The organism is Pseudomonas sp. WC1, assembly GCF_050586565.1.
Taxonomy (GTDB): domain Bacteria; phylum Pseudomonadota; class Gammaproteobacteria; order Pseudomonadales; family Pseudomonadaceae; genus Aquipseudomonas.
This window is the reverse complement of sequence record NZ_JBOBDQ010000024.1, coordinates 45,593-71,764: the sequence shown is the minus strand read 5'-3', so window position 1 is coordinate 71,764 and position 26,172 is coordinate 45,593. Positions and strand designations below refer to the sequence as shown.

Annotated in this window: 22 protein-coding genes and 2 pseudogenes; 15 read left to right on the top strand and 9 right to left on the bottom strand. The window is 63.1% G+C overall.

The genetic code is table 11. The annotated features are described in order from the left end of the window. The first annotated feature begins 213 nt into the window (after positions 1-213). Positions 214-1,614 carry an aspartate aminotransferase family protein gene (locus ACQ4OD_RS13330; RefSeq protein ID WP_102683108.1) on the top strand — a complete coding sequence of 467 codons (1,401 nt, stop codon included), beginning with the start codon at positions 214-216 and terminating at the stop codon, positions 1,612-1,614. Between the two features lie 70 nt (positions 1,615-1,684). On the opposite strand, the gene ACQ4OD_RS13325 is transcribed toward ACQ4OD_RS13330, so the two are convergent. Beyond that, a complete protein-coding gene (locus ACQ4OD_RS13325; RefSeq protein WP_430944418.1) occupies positions 1,685-2,617 on the bottom strand; it encodes a siderophore-interacting protein in 933 nt (310 codons plus the stop codon). Between the two features lie 147 nt (positions 2,618-2,764). Between ACQ4OD_RS13325 and ACQ4OD_RS13320 the strand changes: the two genes are divergently transcribed. Beyond that, positions 2,765-4,387 carry a twin-arginine translocation signal domain-containing protein gene (locus tag ACQ4OD_RS13320; RefSeq protein WP_102683110.1) on the top strand — a complete coding sequence of 541 codons (1,623 nt, stop codon included), beginning with the start codon at positions 2,765-2,767 and terminating at the stop codon, positions 4,385-4,387. A gap of 60 nt (positions 4,388-4,447) precedes the next feature. Here ACQ4OD_RS13320 and ACQ4OD_RS13315 read toward each other — a convergent pair whose 3' ends face one another. The 3 genes from ACQ4OD_RS13315 to ACQ4OD_RS13305 are packed head-to-tail and all read right to left on the bottom strand — an operon-like array spanning position 4,448 to position 8,996. Then, positions 4,448-5,854 carry an efflux transporter outer membrane subunit gene (locus tag ACQ4OD_RS13315; protein WP_139672473.1) on the bottom strand — a complete coding sequence of 469 codons (1,407 nt, stop codon included), beginning with the start codon at positions 5,852-5,854 and terminating at the stop codon, positions 4,448-4,450. A gap of 3 nt (positions 5,855-5,857) precedes the next feature. Beyond that, the gene (locus ACQ4OD_RS13310; protein WP_139672470.1) at positions 5,858-7,816 is read right to left on the bottom strand and encodes a MacB family efflux pump subunit; all 1,959 of its coding nucleotides are present in this window, start codon (positions 7,814-7,816) and stop codon (positions 5,858-5,860) included. 1 nt (position 7,817) lies between these two features. Then, on the bottom strand, positions 7,818-8,996 hold the full coding sequence (locus ACQ4OD_RS13305; protein WP_102683113.1) for an efflux RND transporter periplasmic adaptor subunit: 1,179 nt from the start codon (positions 8,994-8,996) through the stop codon (positions 7,818-7,820). A 153-nt stretch (positions 8,997-9,149) separates the two neighbouring features. Here ACQ4OD_RS13305 and ACQ4OD_RS13300 point away from each other — a divergent pair, with 153 nt between their 5' ends. From ACQ4OD_RS13300 to ACQ4OD_RS13280, 5 genes and pseudogenes are all read left to right on the top strand, one after another. Beyond that, positions 9,150-9,689 carry a sigma-70 family RNA polymerase sigma factor gene (locus tag ACQ4OD_RS13300; RefSeq protein WP_102683114.1) on the top strand — a complete coding sequence of 180 codons (540 nt, stop codon included), beginning with the start codon at positions 9,150-9,152 and terminating at the stop codon, positions 9,687-9,689. Between the two features lie 171 nt (positions 9,690-9,860). Continuing rightward, positions 9,861-10,346, top strand: coding sequence for a histidine kinase (locus ACQ4OD_RS13295; protein WP_102683115.1), 486 nt, complete (start codon positions 9,861-9,863; stop codon positions 10,344-10,346). Positions 10,347-10,415: 69 nt separating this feature from the next. After that, entirely contained in the window at positions 10,416-11,741 is a 1,326-nt protein-coding gene (locus ACQ4OD_RS13290; protein WP_430944417.1) for an MFS transporter, read from the top strand. Between the two features lie 9 nt (positions 11,742-11,750). Beyond that, positions 11,751-11,822: pseudogene (locus ACQ4OD_RS13285) on the top strand (antitoxin); the annotation flags it as partial. Between the two features lie 188 nt (positions 11,823-12,010). Further along, positions 12,011-13,660: a hypothetical protein gene (locus ACQ4OD_RS13280; protein ID WP_139672464.1), complete on the top strand. Its 1,650-nt coding sequence runs from the start codon at positions 12,011-12,013 to the stop codon at positions 13,658-13,660. A gap of 63 nt (positions 13,661-13,723) precedes the next feature. Here ACQ4OD_RS13280 and ACQ4OD_RS13275 read toward each other — a convergent pair whose 3' ends face one another. Continuing rightward, the gene (locus ACQ4OD_RS13275; protein ID WP_430944416.1) at positions 13,724-15,388 is read right to left on the bottom strand and encodes an electron transfer flavoprotein-ubiquinone oxidoreductase; all 1,665 of its coding nucleotides are present in this window, start codon (positions 15,386-15,388) and stop codon (positions 13,724-13,726) included. Positions 15,389-15,930: 542 nt separating this feature from the next. Here ACQ4OD_RS13275 and ACQ4OD_RS13270 point away from each other — a divergent pair. The 5 genes from ACQ4OD_RS13270 (at position 15,931) to ACQ4OD_RS13250 (ending at position 19,688) form a co-directional block, all read left to right on the top strand. After that, positions 15,931-16,680, top strand: coding sequence for an electron transfer flavoprotein subunit beta/FixA family protein (locus tag ACQ4OD_RS13270; protein ID WP_102683119.1), 750 nt, complete (start codon positions 15,931-15,933; stop codon positions 16,678-16,680). Then, positions 16,681-17,610, top strand: a complete 930-nt coding sequence (locus ACQ4OD_RS13265; RefSeq protein ID WP_139672459.1) for an electron transfer flavoprotein subunit alpha/FixB family protein — start codon at positions 16,681-16,683, stop codon at positions 17,608-17,610. An 87-nt stretch (positions 17,611-17,697) separates the two neighbouring features. After that, positions 17,698-18,519: a substrate-binding periplasmic protein gene (locus tag ACQ4OD_RS13260; protein ID WP_430944415.1), complete on the top strand. Its 822-nt coding sequence runs from the start codon at positions 17,698-17,700 to the stop codon at positions 18,517-18,519. A 9-nt stretch (positions 18,520-18,528) separates the two neighbouring features. Further along, positions 18,529-18,882 carry a DUF4398 domain-containing protein gene (locus tag ACQ4OD_RS13255; RefSeq protein WP_102683122.1) on the top strand — a complete coding sequence of 118 codons (354 nt, stop codon included), beginning with the start codon at positions 18,529-18,531 and terminating at the stop codon, positions 18,880-18,882. Beyond that, positions 18,879-19,688, top strand: a complete 810-nt coding sequence (locus ACQ4OD_RS13250) for an OmpA family protein (protein ID WP_102683123.1) — start codon at positions 18,879-18,881, stop codon at positions 19,686-19,688. The genes ACQ4OD_RS13255 and ACQ4OD_RS13250 overlap by 4 nt, the downstream gene beginning before the upstream one ends. A 15-nt stretch (positions 19,689-19,703) precedes the next feature. Here ACQ4OD_RS13250 and ACQ4OD_RS13245 read toward each other — a convergent pair whose 3' ends face one another. Beyond that, positions 19,704-19,919, bottom strand: a complete 216-nt coding sequence (locus tag ACQ4OD_RS13245) for a hypothetical protein (protein WP_430944414.1) — start codon at positions 19,917-19,919, stop codon at positions 19,704-19,706. Positions 19,920-20,143: 224 nt separating this feature from the next. Next, the gene (gene dacB / locus ACQ4OD_RS13240; protein ID WP_046856428.1) at positions 20,144-21,607 is read right to left on the bottom strand and encodes a D-alanyl-D-alanine carboxypeptidase/D-alanyl-D-alanine endopeptidase; all 1,464 of its coding nucleotides are present in this window, start codon (positions 21,605-21,607) and stop codon (positions 20,144-20,146) included. A gap of 185 nt (positions 21,608-21,792) precedes the next feature. On the opposite strand from dacB, the gene ACQ4OD_RS13235 reads away from it, so the two are divergent. Further along, a complete protein-coding gene (locus tag ACQ4OD_RS13235; protein WP_046856427.1) occupies positions 21,793-22,137 on the top strand; it encodes a YggL family protein in 345 nt (114 codons plus the stop codon). 30 nt (positions 22,138-22,167) lie between these two features. On the opposite strand, the pseudogene ACQ4OD_RS13230 reads toward ACQ4OD_RS13235, so the two are convergent. Both ACQ4OD_RS13230 and ACQ4OD_RS13225 read right to left on the bottom strand, forming a co-directional pair. Next, positions 22,168-23,481: pseudogene (locus ACQ4OD_RS13230) on the bottom strand (ATP-binding protein); the annotation flags it as partial. A gap of 420 nt (positions 23,482-23,901) precedes the next feature. Next, positions 23,902-24,240 (bottom strand): helix-turn-helix domain-containing protein, encoded by a 339-nt coding sequence (locus tag ACQ4OD_RS13225; RefSeq protein WP_430944413.1) that lies wholly within the window; start codon positions 24,238-24,240, stop codon positions 23,902-23,904. Between the two features lie 504 nt (positions 24,241-24,744). On the opposite strand from ACQ4OD_RS13225, the gene ACQ4OD_RS13220 reads away from it, so the two are divergent. Further along, positions 24,745-25,356 carry an antitoxin Xre/MbcA/ParS toxin-binding domain-containing protein gene (locus ACQ4OD_RS13220; protein WP_430944412.1) on the top strand — a complete coding sequence of 204 codons (612 nt, stop codon included), beginning with the start codon at positions 24,745-24,747 and terminating at the stop codon, positions 25,354-25,356. Positions 25,357-25,359: 3 nt separating this feature from the next. After that, complete coding sequence (locus ACQ4OD_RS13215; protein ID WP_182363940.1) at positions 25,360-25,857, top strand: hypothetical protein; 498 nt, start codon at positions 25,360-25,362, stop codon at positions 25,855-25,857. The last annotated feature ends 315 nt before the right edge of the window (positions 25,858-26,172 follow it).

The window sequence follows — 26,172 nt, the reverse complement described above, 5'->3', positions numbered from 1 at the left end:
GTAATTCGCATCTGCGCGACTGCTCTTGCCGGGCCAGTGCATGGTGTGGGAGCGGGCTTGCCCCGTGACAGAGGCCGCAGATCCTCAACAAATCCGACGGCAACCGCTAAATCCGCACCTCGCTGAAGCGTTTTTCAAGCGATAAGAACCCGACACACATCCGGTTACAGGGCGCGTGGCGGGCACATTCGCTTGCTTGCGAGGGATTTTCCGATGTCGACTGCTTCCAGCCTTGCCCAGGTGCTGCCGGCCACCGCGCCGCGCCCCCTGTACGAATTCGAGGATTCGCCCCTGCTGTTGCGCCAGCAACAGCAGGAGTCCAACGCCCGCAGCTACCCGCGACGCATCCCGCTGGCGCTCAAGCGCGCCCGAGGCCTGTACGTCGAGGACGTCGAGGGCCGTCAATTCATCGACTGCCTGGCCGGTGCCGGCACGCTGGCCCTGGGTCACAATCATCCGGTGGTGATCGACGCGATCCAGCGCGTGCTGGCTGACGAGCTGCCACTGCATACCCTGGACCTGACCACGCCGGTCAAGGACCAGTTCGTCCAGGACCTGTTCGGCCTGTTGCCCGAGGGCCTGCGCGGCGAAGCGAAGATTCAGTTCTGCGGCCCGACCGGCACCGATGCGGTGGAGGCCGCGCTCAAGCTGGTGCGTACCGTGACTGGGCGCAGCACCGTGCTGGCGTTCCAGGGCGCCTACCATGGCATGACCCAGGGCGCCCTGAGCCTGATGGGCAGCCTGGGGCCGAAAAAGCCCCTTGGCGCGCTGCTGAACAACGGCGTGCAGTTCCTGCCCTATCCCTATGACTACCGCTGCCCGTTCGGCCTGGGTGGCGAGGCGGGCGTGCGCGCCAACCTGCACTACCTGGAAAACCTGCTGAACGACCCCGAGGCCGGGGTGGCGCTGCCAGCGGCGGTGATCGTCGAGGTGGTGCAGGGCGAGGGCGGCGTGATCCCTGCCGATATCGAGTGGTTGCGCGGGCTGCGGCGGATCACCGAGCAGGCCGGGGTGGCGCTGATCGTCGACGAGATCCAGAGCGGCTTCGCCCGCACTGGCAAGATGTTCGCCTTCGAGCACGCCGGCATCGTGCCGGACGTGGTCACCCTGTCCAAGGCCATCGGCGGCAGCTTGCCGCTGGCGGTGATGGTCTACCGTGATTGGCTCGACCAGTGGTCGCCGGGCGCGCATGCCGGCACCTTCCGTGGCAATCAGATGGCCATGGCGGCGGGCTCTGCGGTGATGAAGTACCTGGTCGAGCACCGTCTGTGCGAGCACGCCGAGGCCATGGGCCAGCGCTTGCGTGGGCACCTGCAGCGGTTGCAGCAGGACTATCCGCAGCTCGGCGATATTCGTGGCCGTGGCTTGATGCTGGGCGTGGAGTTGGTGGATCCGGCGGGCAAGCGCGACGCGCAGGGGCATCCGCCGGCATGCCGCAGCCTGGCGCCGAAGGTGCAGCGCGAGTGCCTGCGCCGCGGCCTGATCCTCGAGCTGGGCGGTCGCCATGGTGCTGTGGTGCGCTTCCTGCCGCCGTTGATCATCAGTGCCGAGCAGATCGATGAAGTGGCGGCAAGATTTGCCGAAGCCGTCGCGGCGGCGGTCAAGGCCGGTTGATGTTCCGGGGCTGCGTTCAGCCCCTTCGTCCATTGCCGGCGATGGGGCGCAAGGCGCCCCTGCTCGTGGCTCAGTCGAACACGCGCCCGGCGCGCCAGTAACCCATCAGGGTCAGGCTTTCTCGTGGCAGCTCGCGCTCCTTGATCAGGTAGCGGCGGATGTCCATGACAGTCCCCGATTCTCCGGCGACCCAGGCATGGAAGTCGCCGTGTTCGCCGCAGGCCTGTTCCCACAGGATGCTTTCGTCGATATCCACGTCTTCCAGCTCGACCGTCGACGCGCCACGCGGCGCCGGCAGGCTGGCCAGCTCGCGCACGGCGTGCTGCATGCCTTGGCCGTGCTCACTGCGCAGCAGGTCGCGTGGCAGCCAGTGCAGGCGGGTGGCCGGGCTCTGGCGCAGGTCGAGACAGTCGGCTTCCAACGGCACTTCGATGAAGGCTTCCACTGGCAGATCCGGCGCGGTCGTGGCCAGCTGTTCGAGGATGCCGGCAATCGCCGGCAGGGCGGTTTCGTCGCCGACCAGCAGAATGCGCCGGGCGCTGCGTGGCGGTTTCCATTCATAGCCGCCGGGGTCGTCGGCATATGCCAGGTTGGGGGCGACCATCTGCAGGCGGTCGCCGACGCGGGCATGGGTGGCCCAGGCCGAGGCGGGGCCATTGACGCCGTGCAGGACAAAGTCCACATCCACTTCCAGCGCCTCGCGGCGCAGGGCGCGGATGGTGTAGGTGCGCATGGGCGGCATGTCTTGCGCCGGCAGTTCGCGCCGCGCCTGCTGCCATTGCGCGTGCTTGGGCAGGTTGGATGGCGCGCCGGCTGGCGTCGGAAACAGCAACTTCACACGCTGGTCGGGGGCCAGGGTGGTCATCTGCGCGACGTCCTCGCCGGTGAAGACGAAGCGCGTCAGTGAGGGGCTCAGGGTTTCGATGGCCTTGAGGTCGAGGTCGAAGAGCCGGTAGGGCGTGGCCTGGGCAGCAGGTGCCAGGCGGGCAAGCGGGGAGGTCATGGGCATGCCTCTGTCAGCGGGAGATACCCATCAGACGAGCGCACTGCGCGGTTAATTAGCCGGGGTGAGCCGCGCCTAAATTTCCCTGGCCCGCCTACGTTCTAGCTTGGATAGCAGTCGCGGCACGCGAAGACGGATTGAGGCGCAATGACAATTTCCCGACGAGGATTCATCGCCGGCCTGGCTGTGGCAGGCGCCACAGGCACGGCGGCCTATTACGCGCACAAGCAACTGACCCATGACCCCGAGGACGACATCGTCACGCCTGGGGAAGCCAGCGTCGAGCTGGCCGACTACGCAGGCCAGATGCTCGCGGACCAACTGCGCGGCGTCTGGGAAATCCGCTTCGAGGGTGCCGAGCGCGGCCTGGATGGGCTGCCCCAGCAAGGTGTCGAGATGTTCCTCGACGTTGCCACCAAGGGGCGCGGCCTGCGCGGTTTCGTCGATACCGGCGAGCGCTTGCGTGGGGCTGGCGAGCCGGTCTACCGGGTGCTGGGCGACCTGGTCGGCGCCAGCAGCGCGCAGGTGCGCTGGCGGCTGGTCAACCAGCATGGCGGGCCGGGCTATGAGTGCGTGGCCAGCCTTGACGAAGTCTGGGCCGAGTTCGCCAATGCCGGCAGCGGCACGCTGACCGGGCGCGTGCAGCGTCTGGATCGGCCGCTGACGCTGCCGGTGCCCGACAGCCGTTTCGTCGCAGTCAAGCGATTGTTCCCCGAGGCCCGTGAGCGCCTGCCTTACACCCCCGAGATGCTGGCCTGGGTGGTCGGTGCCGAACACCGCTTGTTCCACCAGCTCTGGCATGCCACCCGTGACCAGTGGCACAAATTGCCGCGGAACAAGCAGGACGCCCTGCGTGGCCTGGGCTGGCAGCCCGGGCCCAGGGACCATGAGCGCGATGCCCGTGGCCCGCGCAAGCACCGCAATGGCTCGGGCATCGATTTCCTGTTCATGCACCGGCACATGCTGATGTATGCACGCACCTTGCAGGACCTGCCCTCGTGGCAGCGCTTCCCGCTGCCGCAGCCGAGCGTCGAGTTCGACCGCGCAGGCTTTGCCCGCTATTTCGACAACCACGACGGCTACTGCGTGCCGCCGACCTGGCAGGCGCCGGGCGACGAAGCCTATGGCCAGTGGGTTGGGGCGATCAAGGCCGGCGAAACCTACTGCAGCAATTTCCAGGTGTGGGAGTCGCAGTACCAGGACCCGTTGTACCTGTCGAAGCTGACCCTTGGGGCCTTCGGTTCGGAACTGGAGATGAACCTGCACGACTGGCTGCACATGTGCTGGGCGTCGGTGCCGCGTGATCCGAACAATGGCGCGCCGGTGCCGTTTGCCCGTGACCAGGCAGACTTTGCCGCGCGCTGGTTCGAGCCCGAAAACGATTTTCTCGGCGATCCGTTCTCGTCCCATGTCAATCCGGTGTTCTGGGGTTTCCATGGCTGGATCGACGACCGCATCGACGACTGGTTCCGTGCCCATGAGCGCTATCACCCCGGTCAGGTACGGCGCCTGGAGGTCAATGGCGTGCCCTGGTTCGCCCCGGGTCGCTGGGTCGAAGCCGGCGACCCGTGGTTGGGCCCGGACACCCATGGCTGCAGCACGCAGCCAGGCATGCGCCTGGGCAAGTCGGTGGAGATGGACGTGGAGACCATGAAGTTGGCCCTGCGTATCACGTTCGGTAACGAAGAAAAGCTCGATAGCCTGCTGCGCAAGGTGCCGCAACGTCCTTGGTACGCGCGCCACCTGTCACTGAAAAACATCGTGCCCTGATGCACCCAGTGCCCCTGCAAGCGCGGGCAAACCCGCGCCTGCAGGGACTTGTCGCGTGCCCTACAGCTTGACCGGCGTCTGCCAGCCCCCACCCAATGCCTTGTACAGCGCCACGCTGCCCTGCAACTGCTCAAGGCGCAGTTGCGCCTGCTGGTCCTGGGCCAGATACAGCGTGCGCTGGGTCTCCAGTACCGTCAGCAGGGTCTCGGCGCCGGCGGCGTAACGTTGCTGGGCCAGGTCGAAGGCGATGCGTGCCTGCTCCACCTCCTGGTCCTGCCAGCGGCGCTGGCGTTCAACACCGGCGATGGCGTTCAAGGCTTTCTCCACATCCGCGAAGCCCGCCAGGATGCTGCCGCGGTACAGCTCCAGCAATTCCTCCTGTTCGGCGCTGGCCTGGTCCCGTGCGGCGCTGAGTCGGCCGTTGTTGAAGATCGGCGCGGCGAGGCCGGCCGTCAGGGTGTAGTAGGGGCTGTCGAAGACATTGGGCAGGGTGCGCGCACCGCTGCCCAGGTTCGCGCCGAGTATCAGGCGAGGCAGCATGGCCGCCCGGGCCACCTGTATGTTGGCGCTGGCCGCCGCCAGGCGCGCCTCGGCGGCGGCGATGTCCGGCCGCCGGCCGAGCAGTTCGCTGGGCACGCCGCTGCCGATGCTGGGCCACTGTACGTTGCTGATCATTTCGCGATTGTCGGGCAGGGCCTGCACCGGGTCGCCCAGCAGGGTGGCGAGGACGATGCGGTTGTCCTGGCGACGCTGTTCGAGCAACGGTAGCTGGCGTTCCTGGGCAGCGACCAGGCTGCGCTGCTGGGCCAGTTCCAGGCGGGTGGCCGAGCCTGAACGTTCGCGGGCTTCGACCAGGCCCAGCACGTCGCGGGCATTGTCCAGGTTGAGCCGGGCGATGCGCAGTTGCTCGTCGAGTGCCAGGCCTTGCAGGTAGCTGTCGGCCACGGCGCTGACCAGGGTCAGCTCGACTGTCTGGCGATCGAAACGGCTGGCATCCAGGCTGCGCAGCGCGCTGTCGCGGGTGGCGCGCAGGCCGCCCCAGAAATCGATCTCGTAGCTGGCGCTCAGGCGGGTGCCGAACGAGGTGCTGGTGCGCTCGCTGCTGCTGGCGTCGAGCTGGCTGTTGCCTTCACCGCGCAACAGGCGCTGCCGGCTGCCATCCAGGCCGAGCTGTACTTCTGGCAGTAATGGCGCCCCGGCGATCACTGCGATGGCCTGGGCCTTGCGCACCCGCGCCGCGGCTGCCGCCAGGTCGTGGCTGTTCGAGCGCGCGCGCTCGATCAACTGGTCCAGTTCCAGGCTGGCAAAGGCGCGCCACCACTGGTTGTCCGGCAGGGCCTGGTTGGCGCTGGTCGGCCCTTGCCAGGCCGGCGGGGCGTCGATGTTCGCCGCAGGCGGCGGTGGGGTGCTGCAGGCGGCCAGGCCAAGGCTCAGGGCCAGCAAGCTGATACGGCAGGGGATCGTCATGGGTTATTCGCTGGTAAGGGCCTTGACCGGGTCGAGGCGGGCGGCCTTGCGGGCCGGCATGAAACCGAACACCACGCCGGTGATCACGGCGCAGGCAAAGGCGCCGAGGATGGCGGGCAGGGCGAAGGCCACGGCGATGTCGGCCAGCAACAGGCTGCCGCCGATGGCCAGGGCCAGGACGATGCCGGTCACGCCGCCGACCATCGACAGCATCACCGCCTCGGTGAGGAACTGGCGCAGGATGTCGCGCTGGCGCGCGCCGGTGGCCATGCGGATGCCGATCTCGCGGGTGCGTTCGCGCACGGTCATGAGCATGATGTTCATCACGCCGATGCCACCCACCAGCAGGGAGATCGCGGCAATCGCACCGAGCATCAGTGACAGGCTGTTCTGCGTGCGGGCCTCGGCCTGGATCAACGCGGCGTCGTTGGTCAGGACGAAGTCATGCTTGCCCTGGTGACGCTGCAGCATCAGGCGCTCGATCGCCTGCTCGGTCTCCTTCACCCGGCTGGAGTCCAGGGCGGCGATGGTGACGTATTCCGGGTCGCGGCTGCCGAACAGGCGGATGGCGGCGGCGGAGTAGGGCACCACCACGCGCTCGTCGCTGTCCTCGCTGCCGGAGCTGGCGCCTTTGCCCTGGAGCACCCCTATCACCTGGAACGGCACGTTGCCGATCAGCAGGTACTGGCCGAGTGGATTGCTGCCCGGGCCGAACATCTTGTCACGCACCTTCTGCCCGATCACCGCCACGGCGGCGCCGTTGGCTTCGTCGGCTTCGCTGTAGAAGCTGCCCTCGACCACGGGCCAGTTGAAGATCTCGGGGAACCCGGTGTTGTTGCCGCCAACGTAGAACTGCTCGCCCTTGTTGCCGTGGCGCACCATGAGCTTGTCGCCGATTACCGGCATGACCCGTTTGACCTGGGGCAGTTCGCCGATGGCGTCGACATCGTCGAGGGTGACGATGCCCATCAGTTCCTCGGAGGAGTGCTTGCCGTTGAGGTAAAGGATGTTCGAGCCGAATGCGGCCATCTGCGCCATGACCTGGCGCTTGCTGCCTTCGCCGACCGCGAGCATGACCACCACCGAGGCGACCCCGATGATGATACCGAGCAGGGTCAGCGCGGTGCGGAAGCGGTTGATCCACATCACCCGCCAGGCAGCCTGCAGGGACTCGACCAGTTCGCCTTTCCAGGCGCCGCGCTGGGTGGCACCGCGGTCCAGGCGCTGGCGCAGGTCGTCGGCCTGCAATTGCCGGGGGATGTCTGCCGATGGCTGGCTGGGCGAGTCGCTGACCACTTCGCCGTCGCGTACTTCGATGATCCGCTGGGCGCGGGCCGCGACTTCACGGTCGTGGGTAATGAGGATGATCACATGGCCCTGGCTGGCCAGTTCGTCGAGCAGGGTCATCACCTCGGCGCCGCTGTGGCTGTCGAGGGCGCCGGTGGGCTCGTCGGCGAGGATGATGTGCCCGCCGTTCATCAGCGCCCGGGCGATCGACACCCGTTGCTGCTGGCCGCCGGACAACTGGTGCGGGCGGTTGCCGGTGCGGCTGGCCAGGCCCAGGCGCTCGAGCAGGGCGTGGGCGCGGGCATGGCGCTCGGCGGGCGGGGTGCCGGCATAGATGGCCGGCATCTCGACGTTCTCCTGGGCCGAGCCCGAAGGGATCAGGTGATAGCCCTGGAACACGAAGCCGAACGCTTCGCGACGCAGCCAGGCCAGCTCGTCGCTGTCCAGTTCGGCCACGTCCCGGCCTGCGAAGCGGTAGCTGCCCGAGGTGGGACGGTCGAGGCAGCCGAGGATGTTCATCAGGGTCGATTTACCGGAGCCCGAGGCGCCGACGATGGCGACGAACTCGCCGGGGTGGATGCTCAGGCTGATGCCGCGCAACACCTCGACCCTGGGCGAATCGACACCGCCGTAGACCTTGCGGATGTCGCACAGCTCGATCAGGGGCGTGGCCATCTCAACCCCCACTGGCGGCAGGCAGGCCGATGACCAGGCGCTCGCCTTCGTTCAGGCCTTCGAGAACCTGCACCCGCAGGCGGTCACTCAAGCCGGTGCGTACCTGGCGTGCCTCGACCTGACCCTTGCTGTTCAGCACCTGGGCCAGGCGCACGCCGTCGCCGGGGGTGTCATCCAGCGCAGCCAGGGGGACGCTGAGCACTTGGCTGGCTTGCCCGGCGACGAAGAACACCTGGGTGGTCATTTCTGCCATCAGGGCGCCGTCGGGGTTGTCCACGTCCAGCAGCACGGTGTACTGCACCACCTTGCTGCCTGTGGTGCCGGCGGTGGCGCTGGCCGGGCTGCCGCCGCCCTGGCTGGTCTGGTCCAGCGGCTTGGGCGGTACCGGCAGGATCTGGCGCACGGTGCTGGTCCAGCGGCGCTTGCCGCCGGCCAGGGTGTTGAAGTAGGCGGTCATGCCCGGCTTGACCTTGCCGATGTCGGCTTCGGACACCTGGGCCCAGACGGTCATCGGTGAGAGCTTGGCGATCCGCAGGATCAGCGGCGTCTGCTGCTGGGCATTGAGGGTCTGGCCTTCGCGGGCATCCACCGCCACCACGGTACCGCTCATGGGGGCGTAGATGCGCGTGTAGCCCAGTTCTGCCTCGTCACTGCGCAGGCTGGCCTGGGCCTGGCGGATCTGCGCCAGGTACATGTCGATGCGGGCCTGGGTCACCTTCAGTTGCGCCTGCGCCGTCTGCAGGTCTTCCTGGCGGGTGGCGCCGGCGGCGGCCAGGCCGTGCTGGCGCTGGTATTGCTGCTGGGCAAGCTGGTATTGCGCACGCTGTTCGGCCAGCTGGGCCTTGAGGTTCTCGATCGAGTAACGTCCGGCGTCGAGCTTGGCCTGTTGCGTGGACGGGTCGATCTCCACCAGCAACTGGCCCTGGCGCACTTCGTCACCGGCCTCCACATGCAACTTGCGAATCTGCCCCGAGGCCTGGGCGCCGACGTCGACGTAACGGCGCGGTTGCAGGGTACCCAGTGCGGTAACGCTACTTTCGATGTCGGCGCGCAGCACCGGCACGGTGCTGACCGGTGCGCCGCCGAGCGGCAGGACCTGCCAGGCCACGAGGCTGCCGAGGCCGGCCAGGCCCAGGGCGCCGAACAGCACTCGGCGGCGGGTATTGGATGTGCGTGTCATGCGGGCTTCCAGCCGGGGGTAGTGGCCGAGTGCTGCGACGCGGCACGCGCTCGGGGGTCCCAGTTAAACGAATGTGATAGGTGGCGATTTAACGCAGGAAGGGGAGGGCTGTGTGTTGCTGCGAATAATTATAATTTGTAAGATCGCACACTGATATTATCCAGACCCGCTGCGCCTGCCTACCAGCGCTCGAGCAGGGAGACGACAGGTGCCGTCGTGGAACATTACTATCGCGAGTTGGTGAGCTTTCTGTCTGCCCGGCTTGGCAATCGCCAGGCGGCCGAAGACGTTGCCCATGATGCCTACATCCGCGTGCTGGAGCGCACGGGCGGCGAGCGTATCGAACACCCGCGCGCGTTTCTTTATCGCACGGCGATGAACCTGGTGGTCGATCATCACCGGCGTCACCAGGTGCGTCAGGCCGAGCCGCTCGAGGTGCTCGACAGCGATGAGCGTTGGCACAGCCCCGCGCCGACGCACAGCATGCAGCTCGACCAGCGTCTGGCGCTGATGCAGCAGGCCTTGGGCGAGTTGAGCGCGCCTTGCCGTGACAGTTTCCTGCTGCGCAAGCTCGAGGGCTTGTCACACCAGCAGATCGCCGAACGCCTGGATATTTCCCGCAGCGTGGTGGAAAAGCACATCGTCAACGCCATGAAGCACTGCCGCATGCGCATGCGCCAGTGGGAGTCCTGAGCGGGATGCCGGCGGATGTGAAAATTCCGTGAGCCGGTCACTTGATTTCTCCCGGGTTCACGACAACTATCAATAAAGACCCCCCGTCCAGGCGCGCTGCCTGACGTTGCCGTTCCCGGCGCAGTATGGTCACGGAGCCACTGTCATCACCTAACTGCCCAGGTCCGGACGATGCCTAACAAATCCATGCGCATCCTCATCGCCGACGAGCATCCCGCCCAGCGCCTGCAACTGGAGAGGATGCTCAATGGCCTGGGTTATTACCGGATCGCTCCGGTGGAGAATTTCGAAGACCTGCAGCGCCTGGTGCACAGTGCCTTGCAACCGTTCAACCTGCTGGTGGGCAACATCGAGCTGGCCAGCCATGCTGGGGTGGACCTGGCGCGCTTCTGCCGGGTCAGTTCGCAGATCCAGCATGCGCTGCTGTACCACTCGCCGCACCTGAAGGTGCCGGCGGTGCCGCCGAGTGACCGGCATGCTGTCAGCATCAGCCTGCCCCATGCGCCTGACAGCGAGGCGCTGGAGTCGTTCATGGCGATCATCGACCTGCCGGTGCTGGTCGGGCAGTTGCCCCTGCCACCGGGGCTGGCCGGGGCCTCGAACTATTCCCGGCGACGCACCAACCTCGCGCAGACAGTGTTCTGCCGCAACTCCTGAAGCACGGACGGCCACAGGCTCAAGGCTTTTGCTATTCTCTTGGCCTTTTGCCACGTTGCGGAAGCTGCCATGACTGCGCTCGATACCACCCGCCCGCCACGGTTCAGCCGTGGCGACCACCGGACCCTGGGGCTGGCCGCGCTGGGTGGTGCCCTGGAAATCTACGATTTCATCATCTTCGTGTTCTTTGCCCTGACGCTCAGCCAGCTGTTCTTCCCGCCCGAGATGCCGGAGTGGTTGCGCCTGCTGCAGAGCTTCGGGATCTTCGTCACCGGTTACCTGGCCAGGCCGCTGGGCGGCATCCTGATGGCCCATTTCGCCGATCACCTGGGGCGCAAGCGGGTGTTCAGCCTGAGCATCCTGATGATGGCGCTGCCGTGCCTGCTGATCGGGGTGATGCCGGCCTACGCCGACATCGGCTACGCCGCGCCGCTGATCCTGCTGGCGCTGCGCATCCTGCAAGGGGCGGCGGTGGGCGGCGAGGTGCCCAGTGCCTGGACGTTCGTTGCCGAGCACGCGCCACCCGGGCGACGCGGGTATGCGCTGGGCTTCCTGCAGGCTGGGTTGACCTTTGGCTATCTGCTCGGGGCGCTGACCGCGACCTTGTTGGCGCAGGTGTTCACGCCCCAGGAAATTCTCGACTACGCCTGGCGCTATCCCTTCCTGCTGGGCGGAGTGTTCGGCGTGATCGGTGTCTGGTTGCGCCGCTGGTTGAGTGAAACGCCGGTATTCCTGGCGTTGCGCGAGCAGCGGGAGCAGCCTGTGGCATTCCCGTTGCGTAGAGTACTGAGTCGACACCGTCGGGCGTTGATTCCGGCGGCGTTGCTTACGTGCGTGCTGACCTCGGCGGTGGTGGTGCTGGTGGTGATCACCCCGACCGTGATGCAGCAGCGCTTCGCCATGACCGCCGGGCATACCTTTGCTCTGAGCAGTGTGGGCATCGTCTTCCTCAATATCGGGTGTGTGCTGGCCGGGCTGTTGGTCGACCGTATGGGTGCGTGGCGGGCATTGATGATCTACAGCCTGTTGCTGCCGCTGGGTATCGGCGCGCTGTACGCCAGCCTGGTGGGGCAGTGGGGCATGACCTGGCTGGCCTATGCCCTGGCCGGATTGTGCTGTGGCGTGGTGGGGGTAGTGCCATCGGTGATGGTCGGGCTGTTCCCGGCCGATATCCGCGTGTCGGGCATCTCCTTCACCTACAACGTCGCCTACGCCCTGTGGGCCAGTACCACGCCGCTGGCGCTGATCGCCCTGATGCCCTGGAGTCCGTGGGTGTGTGTCGGCTTTTGTCTGGTCATGGGCATGGTCGGGTTGCTGACGGCGCTCTATTTCGGGCGTCGTGAGCCGTTGGGCTTTGTTGCCGAGTCGATGCCGCTCATGTGCGGTGACAAATGAGGTGGTAATGCCTTTTCCCGCTACGAGAACGGCAAGGCTCAACCATCGGTCGCGCTGATCAAGTTGTTTCAAGCGCCTTGACTGTCTCCGGAATTGTTCGAGGAAGTCAGGGCTGCCTGCTACGGCCTGGCAGTCAACAGGTCCTACAGGCAGGGGCGGGTTTTTGAGTGTCCGCAACTCTGCTCCCCTACAGCGCCTGCGAGGTTGTGCACGTAGTTTCGACTGATCGTTGACGGACCCTTCCGTTCATACAGTCAGGAGAAATGTACATGTCCAGTTTCAGCATCACCTGGATGACGCGGGCCCAACTGCCAGCGTTTCCGCCACAGATGAGCTTTTCGGCTGCGAACCCCGCCAGCACGAAACCGGATGATCAAGCCAGAACCCCCGTTGTTCACTGGGGCCGTAGCCTTGCCTGTGTCCTGGAGTCCCAGCACCTTCACGATCAGGCGTGGGTGGTGGTCTACGGTGACGGCAAGCAACTGACCGGCGTGCACCCGCTGCATGACTTTCGCCACATCAGCCGTATCGAGTTGGCCGCCAACGGCCATGCCGTGTTGTTGACCGACAGTGCGCAGCGTCAGCAAACGGTCGAATTCACCCAGCTGAAGGCACTGGATGGCAGTGGTGGTGCCGGGGACCCCGTGAACGGCCTACCCAGCGGTATCCCGTTCATGCTCACCAATGGTCATGATTACCTGATGGCGGACGAGGAGGGCGTGTGCCTCGCCGTGAATCCAGACCCCAAGGCCATGCAATGGCTCTACAAGGACGGTCAACTGGTCAATGTCACCACCGGGCAGACCTTGGGGCTCGGGATCTGCGGCAAGGCGAGCGCAGCCTCGGGAGATCGCTGGCGGCTGTCGTCCAAGGGCGAGCTTCTCTATGGTGACGGCACCCGTACCTTGTGCAGTGCTCCGATTTCGGGTGAGGTCTGGCTGCAGCGACGAAGCGGGGCGCTGCCTGCCGAGGCCTGGCGGGTGCACTTGCCTCAGCGTCCGAGGCGGGGTCAGGTACCGAGCATGGTCATCGACAAGCTGAGCGTGTGCCTCGCTGTCTCTGCCGACTACAGTGCCGGAACCGGCGATACGCTTTCGTTTTCGATCAATGGCAGCGAGCACCGACAGCCATTGGCCGGCAACTTTGAGCGGGGGGCGCACTTCCAGGTCGAGGTCGACCTGTCCAAGATGTTCCAGCGCAGCGTGATCTATGCCGATGAGTTGCATTCGGTCGAGATCTACCAGACCAGTGCCGGGGGGTACGGTCCGGCCTGGAAGATGCAGTCGCTGGACCTCAAGGTCAATGACCAGCTGAACAACCGTGTGGTAGGGAGCGACAACCGCTGGATCGAGGCCAGGGGCGGCGTGGCATGGCAAGGCCGGGTGAACTGGCTGGACTGGCGCAAGGCCGATATCTCGGCGCCCCTGGACTTTGCTGGTTACACCTACCCGGTGCAATTGCAGCAATGGCTGATCGATGTGCTGAAATGGCGCAGCTATCAGCCTGAAACACTTGAGGGCGTCTGTCAGCTAATTGGCGAGGAGCGGGGTCAGATACTGGCCTATGAGCTGAAGAGCGGCAGATTGACCTATCTGCGCCCCAATACTGCCCAGGATGCCTACACTTGGGTCTACACCCCGCAAAAAAGCATCCTGGTCAAACTCTGGGACCAGTCCCTGGACCGTACGCGCTATACCCGGCACAGCCAGCTTGGCGGTGGCCAGCCGGTGGTGTGCGCCGGAGAAATGCGCATCGACCGCAAGACCACCAGCAATGCGGTGAGCGACATTCTTGGTCTGGTCAACGATGCCTCCGGACACTACAAGCCCGATGGCGGACAGTGCCTGCGGCATGTCCTGGAGCGGCTCGAACAACTGGGGTTGGACACCACGCACACCGTGGTTTCGTACAAGGGATAGCGGCCATGAAAAAGCCCCCGGGCCTCTCGGTCAGGGGGCTTTTGCTTGCCGCCAGGGCAGGGCTTACATATTCGGGTAGTTCGGCCCACCGGCGCCTTCAGGGGTGACCCAGGTGATGTTCTGGGCCGGGTCCTTGATGTCGCAGGTCTTGCAGTGCACGCAGTTCTGCGCGTTGATCTGGAAGCGCTTGTTGCCGTCTTCCTGGGTGACCACTTCGTACACGCCGGCCGGGCAGTAGCGCTGCGCCGGTTCGTCGTACAACGGCAGGTTGCTGGCGATCGGGATGTTCGGGTCGGTCAGCTTCAGGTGGCAGGGTTGTTCCTCTTCGTGGTTGGTGCTGGAGAGAAACACCGAGCTGAGCTTGTCGAAGCTGAGCTTGCCGTCCGGCTTGGGGTAGTCGATTTTTTTCGAGTCGGCCGCGAGCTTGAGGCAGGCATAGTCCGGCTTGGTGTCGTGCAGGGTGAAGGGCAGCTTGCCGCCGAACCAGTTCTGGTCGACATAGTTGAACGCTGCGCCCAGCAGTGGCCCGAACTTGTGCATGGCCGGGCCGAAGTTGCGGCTGGCGAACAGCTCTTCATGCAGCCAGCTGGCCTTGAAGGCGCTGACGTAGCTGTTGAGCTGGTCACCGCCTTCACTGCCGGCGATCAGTGCGTCGGCCACCGCTTCGGCGGCGAGCATGCCGGACTTCATCGCGGTGTGGCTGCCCTTGATCTTGGCCACGTTCATGGTGCCCAGGTCGCAACCGATCAGCGCGCCGCCGTTGAAGACCATCTTGGGCAGCGAGTTGATGCCGCCCTTGGCCAGGGCGCGAGCGCCGTAGCTGATGCGCTTGCCGCCTTCGAGGTACTGGCTGATCACCGGGTGGTGCTTCAGGCGCTGGAACTCGTCGAACGGCGAGAGGTAAGGGTTGGCGTAGGAGAGGTCGACAATCAGGCCAACGACCACCTGGTTGTTCTCCAGGTGGTAGAGGAACGAGCCGCCGGTGTTGTCCTTGGCCATCACGTCCAGCGGCCAGCCGGCGGTGTGCACCACCAGGCCCTGCTCGTGCTTGGCCGGGTCGATTTCCCAGATCTCTTTCAGGCCGATGCCGTAGTGCTGGACGTCGGACTCGTTGTCCAGGTCGAAGCGCTTGATCAACTGCTTGCCGATATGGCCACGGCAGCCTTCGGCGAACAGGGTGTACTTGGCACGCAGTTCCATGCCGGGGATGTACAGGCCGTCTTTCGGGTTGCCTTCGCGGTCCACGCCCAGGTCGCCGGTAACGATGCCGCGCACCACGCCGTTTTCGTCGAACAGCGCTTCCTGGGCGGCAAAGCCTGGGTAGATCTCCACGCCAAGGTTTTCCGCCTGCTGGGCCAGCCAGCGGCACAGGTTGCCCAGCGAGATGATGTAGTTGCCCTGGTTGTGCATGGTCTTGGGCACGAACAGGTCAGGCACTTTCGTCGAGCTTCCGGCATCCTTGAGCACATAGATGTCGTCGCGCTTCACTTCGGTGTTCAGCGGTGCGCCCAGTTCTTTCCAGTCGGGGAACAGTTCGTTCAGTGCGCGCGGCTCGAATACGGCGCCGGAGAGGATGTGGGCGCCGACTTCGGAGCCTTTCTCGACCACGCAGACGCTGATCTCGCTACCGGCTTCGGCGGCCTTCTGCTTCAGGCGGCAGGCGGCGGACAGGCCCGCCGGGCCTGCGCCGACGATGACCACGTCGAATTCCATGTATTCGCGTTCCACAGGTTCTCTCCTACTCAAGGCTCATCGCGTTGCTTGTCTTTTATGGGTGTTCACGGTCACGTGCGGCGTGCAGAGGCTGTAGCTTCGCAGGTGATGGACTACACCGTTTTGTCTTGGCCGCGCATTATATCTACACCACTTGGCGGGTCCAATACAAACGTTTGTTTGAATTTGCCGGAGGCCCGTAGAATCGCAGGTAGGCGGCTGGAGGCTGGCCAATTTGCCGTATTGACCGGATTGGGTGTTACGGTCAAGATACGAGCGCTTTCGCGTTCGCCGTAGGCTGACCGTCGGGCGCAGGTGCACCCCTAAAGACCAGGCGTGGAGCAGGGTTTACGGGCCGAATCAGGTTTTGTAGTGGAGTCTACACGCCACGACAGAAAATGACCCGCAGGTTTTGTCCCTGAAGGTCGCAACAAGACTGATCGGTCAACTGAACTTTGCCGGCGCAGAAACGTTTTTAGAGGTGCCCTTGTACCCACGCGCATTCGCCGGGCAGTCCCCAGGCGATCTTCTTTTCACCGGAGAGTAACGAGGAATCCATGAAGGTTCTTGTAGCTGTCAAACGAGTGGTCGACTACAACGTCAAGGTTCGCGTCAAGGCGGACAACTCCGGCGTCGACCTTGCAAACGTCAAGATGTCCATGAACCCCTTCTGCGAAATCGCCGTGGAAGAAGCCGTCCGCCTGAAAGAGAAGGGCGTGGCGAGCGAAATCGTCGTCGTCTCCATCGGCCCGACCGCCGCCCAGGAGCAACTGCGTACCGCCCTGGCCCTGGGCGCCGACCGCGCCATCCTGGTCGAGGCCGCCGATGAACTGAACTCCCTGGCCGTGGCCAAGGCGCTGAAAGCCGTTGTCGACAAGGAGCAGCCGCAGCTGGTCATCCTCGGCAAGCAGGCCATCGACAGCGACAACAACCAGACCGGCCAGATGCTGGCCGCGCTGACCGGTTACGCCCAGGGCACTTTTGCCTCCAAGGTCGAAGTTGCTGGCGACAAGGTCAACGTCACCCGTGAAATCGACGGTGGCCTGCAGACCGTTGCGCTGAACCTGCCAGCCATCGTCACCACCGACCTGCGCCTGAACGAGCCGCGCTACGCGTCGCTGCCAAACATCATGAAGGCCAAGAAGAAGCCGCTGGAGACTGTCACTCCGGACGCCCTGGGCGTATCCCTCGCCTCCACCACCAAGACCCTCAAGGTCGAAGCGCCTGCCGCCCGCAGCGCGGGTATCAAGGTCAAGTCGGTGGCCGAACTGGTCGAGAAGCTGAAGAACGAAGCGAAGGTAATCTAAATGACTATCCTGGTTGTCGCTGAACACGAAAACGGTGCCGTAGCCCCGGCCACCCTGAACACTGTCGCTGCCGCCGCCAAGCTCGGTGGTGATATCCACGTGCTGGTCGCAGGCCAGAACGTCGGTGGCGTCGCCGAGTCCGCCGCCAAGATCGCCGGAGTCGCCAAGGTGCTGGTCGCGGACAACGCGGCCTACGCCCACGCCCTGCCGGAAAACGTCGCGCCGCTGGTAGTCGAGCTGGCCAAGGGTTACAGCCATGTGCTGGCCCCGGCCACCACCAACGGCAAGAACATCCTGCCACGCGTCGCCGCGCTGCTGGACGTCGACCAGATCTCCGAGATCATCTCGGTGGAATCGGCCGATACCTTCAAGCGCCCGATCTACGCCGGTAACGCCATCGCCACCGTGCAGTCGAGCGCTGCCGTGAAGGTCATCACCGTGCGCACCACCGGTTTCGACGCCGTGGCCGCCGAGGGTGGCTCGGCTGCCGTCGAAGCCGTGGCTGCCGCCCACGACGCTGGCAAGTCGGCCTTCGTCGGCGAAGAGCTGGCCAAGTCCGACCGTCCAGAGCTGACCGCTGCCAAGATAGTCGTCTCCGGCGGCCGTGGCATGGGCAACGGTGACAACTTCAAGCACCTGTACGCCCTGGCCGACAAGCTCGGTGCTGCCGTGGGGGCTTCGCGCGCCGCAGTCGACGCCGGCTTCGTGCCGAACGACATGCAGGTCGGCCAGACCGGCAAGATCGTCGCGCCACAGCTGTACATCGCCGTCGGTATCTCCGGCGCGATCCAGCACCTGGCCGGCATGAAGGACTCCAAGGTGATCGTCGCGATCAACAAGGACGAAGAGGCGCCGATCTTCCAGGTGGCCGACTACGGCCTGGTAGCCGACCTGTTCGAAGCGGTTCCAGAGCTGGAAAAGCTGGTCTGATCCGACTGCTTCACTTATAAAGAACCCGGACCGCCCTTGGCGGTCCGGGTTTTTTCATGATTTTTTTCAGGGGTGGGGAGAGGGTGCATGGCGTTTCGCTGGAGCAAGGGGGGGCTGGCCTGCGTGCTGGCGCTGCTGTCGACTCAGGCCTTGGCGGTGGGGAAGTGCGAGCGTCTGGTAGCCACCGGCAGCCCGGATGCGCCACCGTATTCCTGGCAGGATCCGCAAGACCCCAAGCACCTGATTGGCGCCAATGTCGACCTGCTTCGCCAAGTCGCCGCCGAGCTGGGGGTGAAGGTCGAGGTGTTGCACGCCGGCAAGCGCGAACAAGCGCTGGAGGAAGTGCGCAGCGGGCGCATGGACCTGTTGCTCGACACGCCGATGCAGGTAACCCAGCTGACCAGCCTGGACTACATCCACCCGCCTTTGCAGCTCAATGAATACCTGGTCTGGACCCGTCATGACGCCGCCCTGGCGTTCGACGGTCCGGCCGACCTTGCCCGCTACCAGGGCGCCTTGTCGGAGAAGGCCCGTCTGACACCGGCCTTCGAGGCGTTCGCCAAGGCCCAGCTCAAGCTGGAACCGGCGCAGAATCTGACGCAGGCCTTCCAGAAGCTGGTGCTTGGCCAGGTGGACTATGTGCTGGCCGGGCGCTACTCGGGCATGGCCATGGCCCAGAGCCTGGGGGTGGGTAACGACCTCATCGCCCGCGGCTTGCCGGTGGACCGGCCGGGGTTGTATCTGGCGGTGTCGCACAACTCGGCCTGCAACGACAGCTGGTTGCGCGGACAACTGGCGAAAAAGCTGACAGAATTGCCGATCTCCGGGGCGAGCGAGGCTGTGTTGCAGCGCAATGTCGAGCGTTGGAAGGCGCAGATGCAGGCGTCGCAGGGTGCCCCCAAACAGTAGGAAGCGTGTGTGAGAATCCAACCCTTGATGCTCGCCCTGGCCGTGCTTGGCCTGGCCGGCTGTGCCAATGACCCGGCACCCAATGAACAGCTGCGCTTGTCTGAGCAGGCGCTCGAGCAGGCCAAGGCGGTCGGTGCCACCGAGCAGGTGCCGGAGTTCAAGTTGGCCGAAGACAAACTGGCCCGCGCCAAGAGCAACATGCTCGGTGAAAGCTATCGCGATGCACGCATGCGCGCCGAGCAGGCCGAACTCGATGCCCGCCTGGCCGAGGCGCGGGTGCTGAACCAGAAGAGCGAGGAGCAGTTGCAGGTGTTGCAATCGCGTATCAAGCGTCTGCGCAAACAGCTGGAGGTGCAGCCATGAGCCGCTTCACGCCCGTGGCCGCGTTGGCCTTGCTGGCCCTGGTGGGGTTGCAGGGCTGCGCCAGCCAGCGCAGCGAGTCGGCGCTGGACGACGCCAGCGCCGCGTTCCAGAAGGTCAAGGACAATTCCGACGTGCTGCGCAGCGCGCCCCGTGACGTGATTCGTGCCGGCGAATCGCTGGGGCGCGCGGAGCGCCTGGCCGGTTATGTCGGCACCGGCAGCGATGTCCGCCATTACGCCTACCTCAGCCAACGCTACAGCGAGATCGCCAGCGAGCATGCCAAGCTGGCATTGAACCAGGAACGCATGGCCAAGCTCGACCTGGAGCGCCAGCGCCTGCAACTGGCGTTGCGCGAGGCCAAGCTGGCGAGCGTGCAGCAGCAGGGCAAGTTCGTCGAGGCGCAAATTGTAGCGCTGGCGTCCGAGCAGACTGACCGTGGCCTGGTGATGACCCTGGGTGATGTGCTGTTCGATACCGGCCAGGCTGATCTGAAGAATTCGGCCAGCCGCACCGTGCTCAAGCTGGTGCAATTCCTCCAGCTCAATCCGCGTCGAGTGGTGCGGATCGAGGGTTATACCGACAGCACCGGCGCGGCGGAAGAGAACCTTAAGCTGTCCCGTGATCGTGCCCAATCGGTGGCCGACATGCTGGTTGACCTGGGCGTGGATGAAAAGCGCATCCAGGTCGAGGGCTATGGTGACCAGTACCCGGTGGAGGCCAATGCCTCGGAGCGGGGCAGGGCGCAGAATCGTCGGGTGGAGATCGTCTTCTCCGACGACAAGGGCAAGCTCGCTCCCGCACGCTGAGCCCCGCCTCTTCGATCATGAGCACGTCGCATCGGTGCACCGTTGCGACAGCCAATCAATGATCAGCTGCCAAACAAGCATTTGTGCTTTTTCGTCTTGCTCTTGCTCTTGCTCTTGCTCTTGCTCTTGCTCTTGCTCTTGCTCTGCTTCTAAGCGCGCAATAGTCCAGGCGCCGCCAATTGCGACTTCAGGAGGCCGAACGCAGGGTTTGCGCAGGGAGGTGACGGGCATGGATGCCCGTCAAGCGCCGATCAGGCCATGGATGGCCCGTCGGCGCGTCCTCCCGGAGCAAGCCCGGAGTGAGGGGCCGGATGAATGGAACCAGCGGTTTTTGCCTTCTCTTGCCCGCGTGCAAAAGAAGGTCGCCGTAAAGGCGAAAAGGTGACTATGCGTCGCCCTCGCCAATGAATGTGCTTACATCAATCAAAACCCGCACTTTGAGGACCCAAGCCCGGTCAGGGCATCACCCCAACAGTCCCATTCCCCACCTTCGGCTGCCGATAAAGATCCAGCAACACCTGATCCAGCACCTGCGAAGCCCCCCAAGGCTTGGGATCATTGAGAATGGCCGCCACCGCCCAGGTGTGCCCGTTGCTGTCCCGGCTGAACCCGGCAATAGCCCGCACGGTATTCAGGGTGCCAGTCTTGATGTGCCCTTCGCCTGTCATGGCGGTGCGCTTGAGCCGCTTGCGCATGGTGCCGTCCATGCCCACCAGCGGCATCGAACTGATGAACTCGGCCGCGTACGGGCTCTTCCAGGCCGCCTGCAGCAGCGCGGCCATCTCGCGGGTGCTAACCCGCTCTGCACGGGACAGGCCCGAGCCGTTCTCCATCACCAGGTGTGGTGCGGTGATGCCTTTCTTGGCCATCCACTGGCGGACCACCCGTTGGGCAGCACGGGCATCGTCGCCGTCGGCGTCGGTACGGAACTGCGCGCCAAGGCTGAGGAACAGCTGCTGAGCCATGGTGTTGTTGCTGTACTTGTTAATGTCGCGGATCACTTCCACCAGGTCTGGCGAGAAGGCCCGGGCCAGCAGGCGTGCGCTTTTGGGCACGTTCTCGATGCGGTCGCGGCCCTGGATGCTGCCGCCCAGCTCGTTCCAGATGGCCCGTACGGCACCGGCGGCATAGGTCGGATGATCCAGCAGCGCCAGGTAGGTCTGCGAGTTGCAGCCATCGGCGAGCTGGCCACTGACCGTGACGCTGACACCATCAGGCTGCACTACCGGGTTGTAGCGCACTTCGCCAGTGCACTGTTTGCCCGCCACGGCCTTGACCTGGTTGTCGATGCGGATGCTGGCGATCGGTGGTTCGACCGACACGTTGACCTTGCCGCCGTCGTTACGGGCGACGAAGCGCAAGGCCTTGAGGTTGACCAGCAGCGAGTCCGGCTTGACCAGGAACGGCTTGTTGTCGTCACCGCCGTCGTCGTTGAACTGTGGCAGGTTGGGTTGCACGAAGTGGCTGCGATCCAGGATCAGGTCGCCGGTTACGGTACGCACACCGTTGGCGCGCAGGTCGCGCATCAGCAACCATAGTTTTTCCATGTTCAGCTTGGGGTCGCCACCGCCCTTGAGGTAAAGGTTGCCATTGAGCACGCCGTTGCTCAGGGTGCCGTCGGTGTAGAACTCGGTTTTCCACTGGAAGGTGGGGCCCAGCAGCTCAAGCGCGGCATAGGTGGTGACCAGCTTCATGGTCGAGGCCGGATTGACCGACACGTCGGCGTTGAACACGGTCGCCGCGCCCGGTCCGTCCAGCGGCAGCATGACCAGCGACAGGGCCGAATCCTGCAGCTTGTTGGTCTTGAGCGCCTGTTGCACTTTCGGTGGCAGATTGGTGTTGACGGTGGCGGCCTGGACGGACAGCGACAAGGGCAGGAACAGGCCGGCGAACAGCAGTGGGCGGAGCGTCTTGATCATAAATGGACAAACCCTGCGGGCGAGGGGAAAAGACACTGGGGCTGTATGAAATGATGGCCCCAAGACGAATATAGTGCGCATTATGCCCCAAGCGTGCTCTGCATGGGCCTCGTTCGACGGAAAAGCGCCGTTGTGCGCTGGAAACTGGTAAAGTGCCGCGCGTAATTAATTGAGAGGATTGTTTCATGGCTACCAACCGTTCCCGTCGCCTGCGCAAGAAACTGTGCGTGGATGAATTCCAGGAGCTGGGTTTCGAACTGAACCTGGGCTTCAAGGAAGACCTGTCCGATGAAGCCATCGATGCCTTCCTCGATGCTTTCCTGGCTGATGCCATGGATGCCAACGGCCTGGACTATGTCGGCGGCGATGACTTCGGTCTGGTTTGCTCCGTCAAGCGTGGCTCGGTCAGCGAAGAGCAGCGCGCCGCTGTCGAAGCCTGGCTCAAGGGCCGTAGCGAACTGACCAGCATTGAAGTCAGCCCGCTGCTGGATGCCTGGTACCCGGAAAAGCCGATCAACCCGGCTTCCTGATCGATGTCGGCGGTACGCCCTGTACCGCCCTCATCCCGCCTCGGCCAGGTGCTCCAGCTGCCTGGCCAGGGCTTTCTCGACGCGGCGCATATGCCGTGCCAATGCCTGACGGCGCCTTAGCAGTTCGGCCTGGGGTACGTCCGTTCCCTCCAGTGCCTGGCAAGCCTCGATCAACGCCCGCGCATTCAGCATCCGTCCCGCGCTGAGGATCTTGTGTGCCTGCAGCGCCAGCTCGTCACCTTCGTGCCGCGGATCGATGGCCATCAGAATCTTCAGGTCCTGGCGCAGGCTCAGGAGCAGGGTTTCGAGGATGCGGTCGCGGTCGGCGAGGTTGTCGCCAACGATCGTGGACAGGCCTTTGAGATCGAAGCGTGGTGCCGGGCCAGGGTGGCTGTCACACCGCCGGGCAATGGGTGTGATGGCGCTCAGGCGTTGCCCCAGCACCTGCAAGCCGATGGGTTTGAGCAGGCAGTCATCCATGCCGGCATCCAGGCACTGCTGGCGAACCTCGGGTTGGGCGTTGGCGGTATAGCCGAGAATGGTGCAGCGCGGTCGGCCGTGCAGGCGTTCCTCCGTGCGCACGGTCCGAGCCAGTTCGTAGCCATTCATCTGTGGCATGTTGCAGTCGACAATCAGCACATCGAAACAGCCCTCACGCCATTTACGCAGTCCTTCGCCGCCCTCCTCGGCGCTTTGCTGGTTCAACCCCAGGTAGTTTAGCTGCTGGGCCATCAACAGCAGATTGGCCGGGTGGTCGTCGATCACCAGAATGCGCAGTTGCTTGTTCGGCGGCAGGAATTGCGCCATTGGCCGCGGCGGTGCCGCGACCGGCTCGACGCACTGCAGCGGCATCACCAGGCGCACGCGGGTGCCGACACCTTGCAGGCTCTGCAGGGTCAGTTCGCCGCCCATCATCGCGCACAGGTCGCGGCTGATCACCAGCCCAAGGCCGGTGCCGGCCCGTGCGCCGTCGCTGTAGGGGTTGGCCTGTACGAAGGGGGAGAACAGGCGCTGCAGGTCGTGCTCGTGAATTCCGATACCGCTGTCGCGAACCTCCAGGTCAAGCGCCGGCAACGCCGGTTCGCCGTCGTTGCGCAGCTTGACGGTGATGCGCACCTGCCCTTGTTCGGTGAACTTGATCGCATTGCTGACCAGGTTCGACAGGACCTGCTTGAAGCGCAACGGGTCGAGCAGCGCATGGCAGCGGGCCTCGCGGGCAATCACCACATCCAGTACCAAACCCTTGTGGCGGGCGAGGCCGTCGAAAATCCGCCCGACCGACTCGACCAGCGCCGCGAGGTCGACGGGTTCGGGAGCCAGCGACATTTGCCCGGATTCGATCCGGGCGTTTTGCTACTTACGACAAGCAATCATCAGGACGATGGATATCCATATATTAATCTATTGGTACAGAATTGAATGGATAGATGTGACACAGCATTGCTCGTAGTGAGATCTCAATTCCTACGTTTGCCACCATCTGCGTGTGAACAGGATTAAACCCCTTGCATGAGTCTCGGTGAGCATTCCCAGGCACATGGCGGTAGTCAAGGGTGCTCGTAACCAACGATGTGTGCCAATCCTCATGGCAGGCGAGGCACATGAGGTTGCGCTCGACGCTGCAATGATTCCAACTGTCATTCGAGTGGATGCTGCTCTGGGCGAGGCTCAAGAAGCTGCACCGATCTGTCTGATCCTTGGATCTCTTGAGTGAAAGAAAGAGCTTGGTCATCGAAGCTTCATGCGGTGCTCCCGCCCGTTCCCTCAATTACTCTCCTCGGTCCCGTCGCTCGGATCCGGACTAATCCCGCGCCGAGCGAGCACGCGCTTGTACCTCACATCTTGGACGGCGTCGCTGAGCAAGTGGTCCAGATCCACCGATGGGTCGCGGATCAGGTAGCACTGGATAATGAGGGCGAGTGGGGAGACCCCCAGAACCTGCGCAAGCATATCGATCGTCTCCAGCGTGGGCGCACGCAGCCCTCTTTCAAGCAGGCTGACGTGCTCCCTGCTGATGAACGGCGGGAAATCCGTCTGAGCCAAATTGGCGCCTAGCCGCAGGTCTTTGAGCGCCTCCGCGAATGCCTGCCTGATGTCGCTCACTCGCTACCCTCCCGAAAAGCGAGTATGAAGCCATATTGTGATTTTTTTAGCTGCGTACTATAGTACGCATTGGATTTTATTGGGATATATAATATGTTCGAAACTAATGATCGGGGTCGACTTCTTGGCAGTCCATTTTTCCCTCCTCAAGAAGGCGCGCATCACTGGGCGTATGTTACGGTGACATCAAATTCTGAATGGTTTTCTGTTATTCATGAAACTTTTTATGATGGTTCTTGGCACGCTCAGCAGATCTTATTGCCAAGCCCGCCTTACCTTCTTGGTCTCACTTCGCGAAATAATAAGGAGGAGCGAATTCGGGAGATTCAGTTGATTTCTCCTCCTTGGCTAAATGGAAGTGGTGCGTGGAAAATGGACCCTCTTAGCGAAGTCAGAATCTCTGGTAAGCATTATTGTTATGAGTTGGTCGACGGAACATTATATCCTTCGGAGTTGATGGGAAAGGAAACAAGTGTTCTATGGAGGGTGAGGGGGGATACTTAGGTGAATAATTTCAACGAAAGTATTTTGAGTCAAAGGTATAGGTGTGTTTTGCAGTTGGGCGATGACGATAATCTGTTTGGGTTTCAATGTGAGGACGGTTGGGTGGAGGTTTTGGAAGGTGCTCTTCGAGTGTCCGTTAGGTATGCTCAGGAGGAGGGGGTGGATTTTAAGATTGATCAAATAAAAGAGAAGTTTGGTGCTCTCCGGATTTACCACCGCGGTGGTGATGTAACGATCGATCGAATTTTCGATGTTGTAGAACTTGTATCATGCTTCATTTGCGAGAATTGCGGTGCACCTGGTAGGTTGAGGGAAGTTGCAGGTTGGTCGCAAGTAAAATGTCTTAAGCATCAGCTTCCTGGTCGATCGAATGACCGCAGTCTGAGGGCAAATGTTCTTGTAGCAGAAGCGCAAGGCACGACCTACTCAGAGAGCTATGCCAAGGCTGTCTCATTGCTCCTGTGGTTCTTTGGCGACAAATACGCAAGCTGGCTTAACCAAGAGTGCCTAGCGCTCGGGGGGCTGAAGCCCGCTGAGGCACTCGCGACGACGGAAGGTTGTGAAGAGGTCTGCAAGCTGATCAAGAGACTTGAGCATGGGGTGGCTACATAACGCATGAACAGCATCGACACCTTCCGTCTTGTAATGGCGGACGAGCCACAACTTGAAAGATATCTCCGCCGAGAGTTGGAATGGCAGTTTTCCAACGGACCAGTAAATTTGTGTGTAGTGCGTGATTACGTTTCCTCGCCTCGCCTTATGTCATTTGGCGTAAAAGCATTTTCGCACTCAGGGATGGTTTTGGCTGGTGACTCATACTTGAGTTTAGGCCCCATATTGGCCGATGGGGTACATAAGACATTTGCGCTTCATATAGATGAATGGCGCTTGATTTCAGAACAGGTTGAAAAGGTTCAAGAATGCAATTTTCGCGACCAATCTGTAATGAAGCTTCAGGTTTGGGCGGTTGATCCGCGAAGGCTTGATGAATTCGCGATGGCGATTGCCGTCGCTATGAGTTACAAGGGAGCTGAATTAATGTCGGAGTCGAGAATTTCTTCAGCGCTGGATGATCTGTTTGCTAGATGGGGCTATTACTCGGACGAGTTTTGAACTGCTCTTGAGCTTGCGCAGTTTTCAGTAGGGCTGGCCCGTGCATTGACAAGTAACTTCTGCCGGTGAATGGTTTTCTAGTGCGGTTTGGTTGTGAGTAAGCAAATAAGAACTTTCTGAAACTGCTATATAGGTTTGTGTGCTTCGTGCGCGAAAATGCATCTCGTGAATATTAAATAGAAGCAAAATAAAAAACCGCCCCGTAGGGCGGTTGTTGCTTTAAAGATAGTTAGTGGCTATCTTTAATTGCACCCGATGGGTGTAATGGAGCAATAGCATCCTAACTCTATCGAACCAAAGAGTCAAATTGCCATC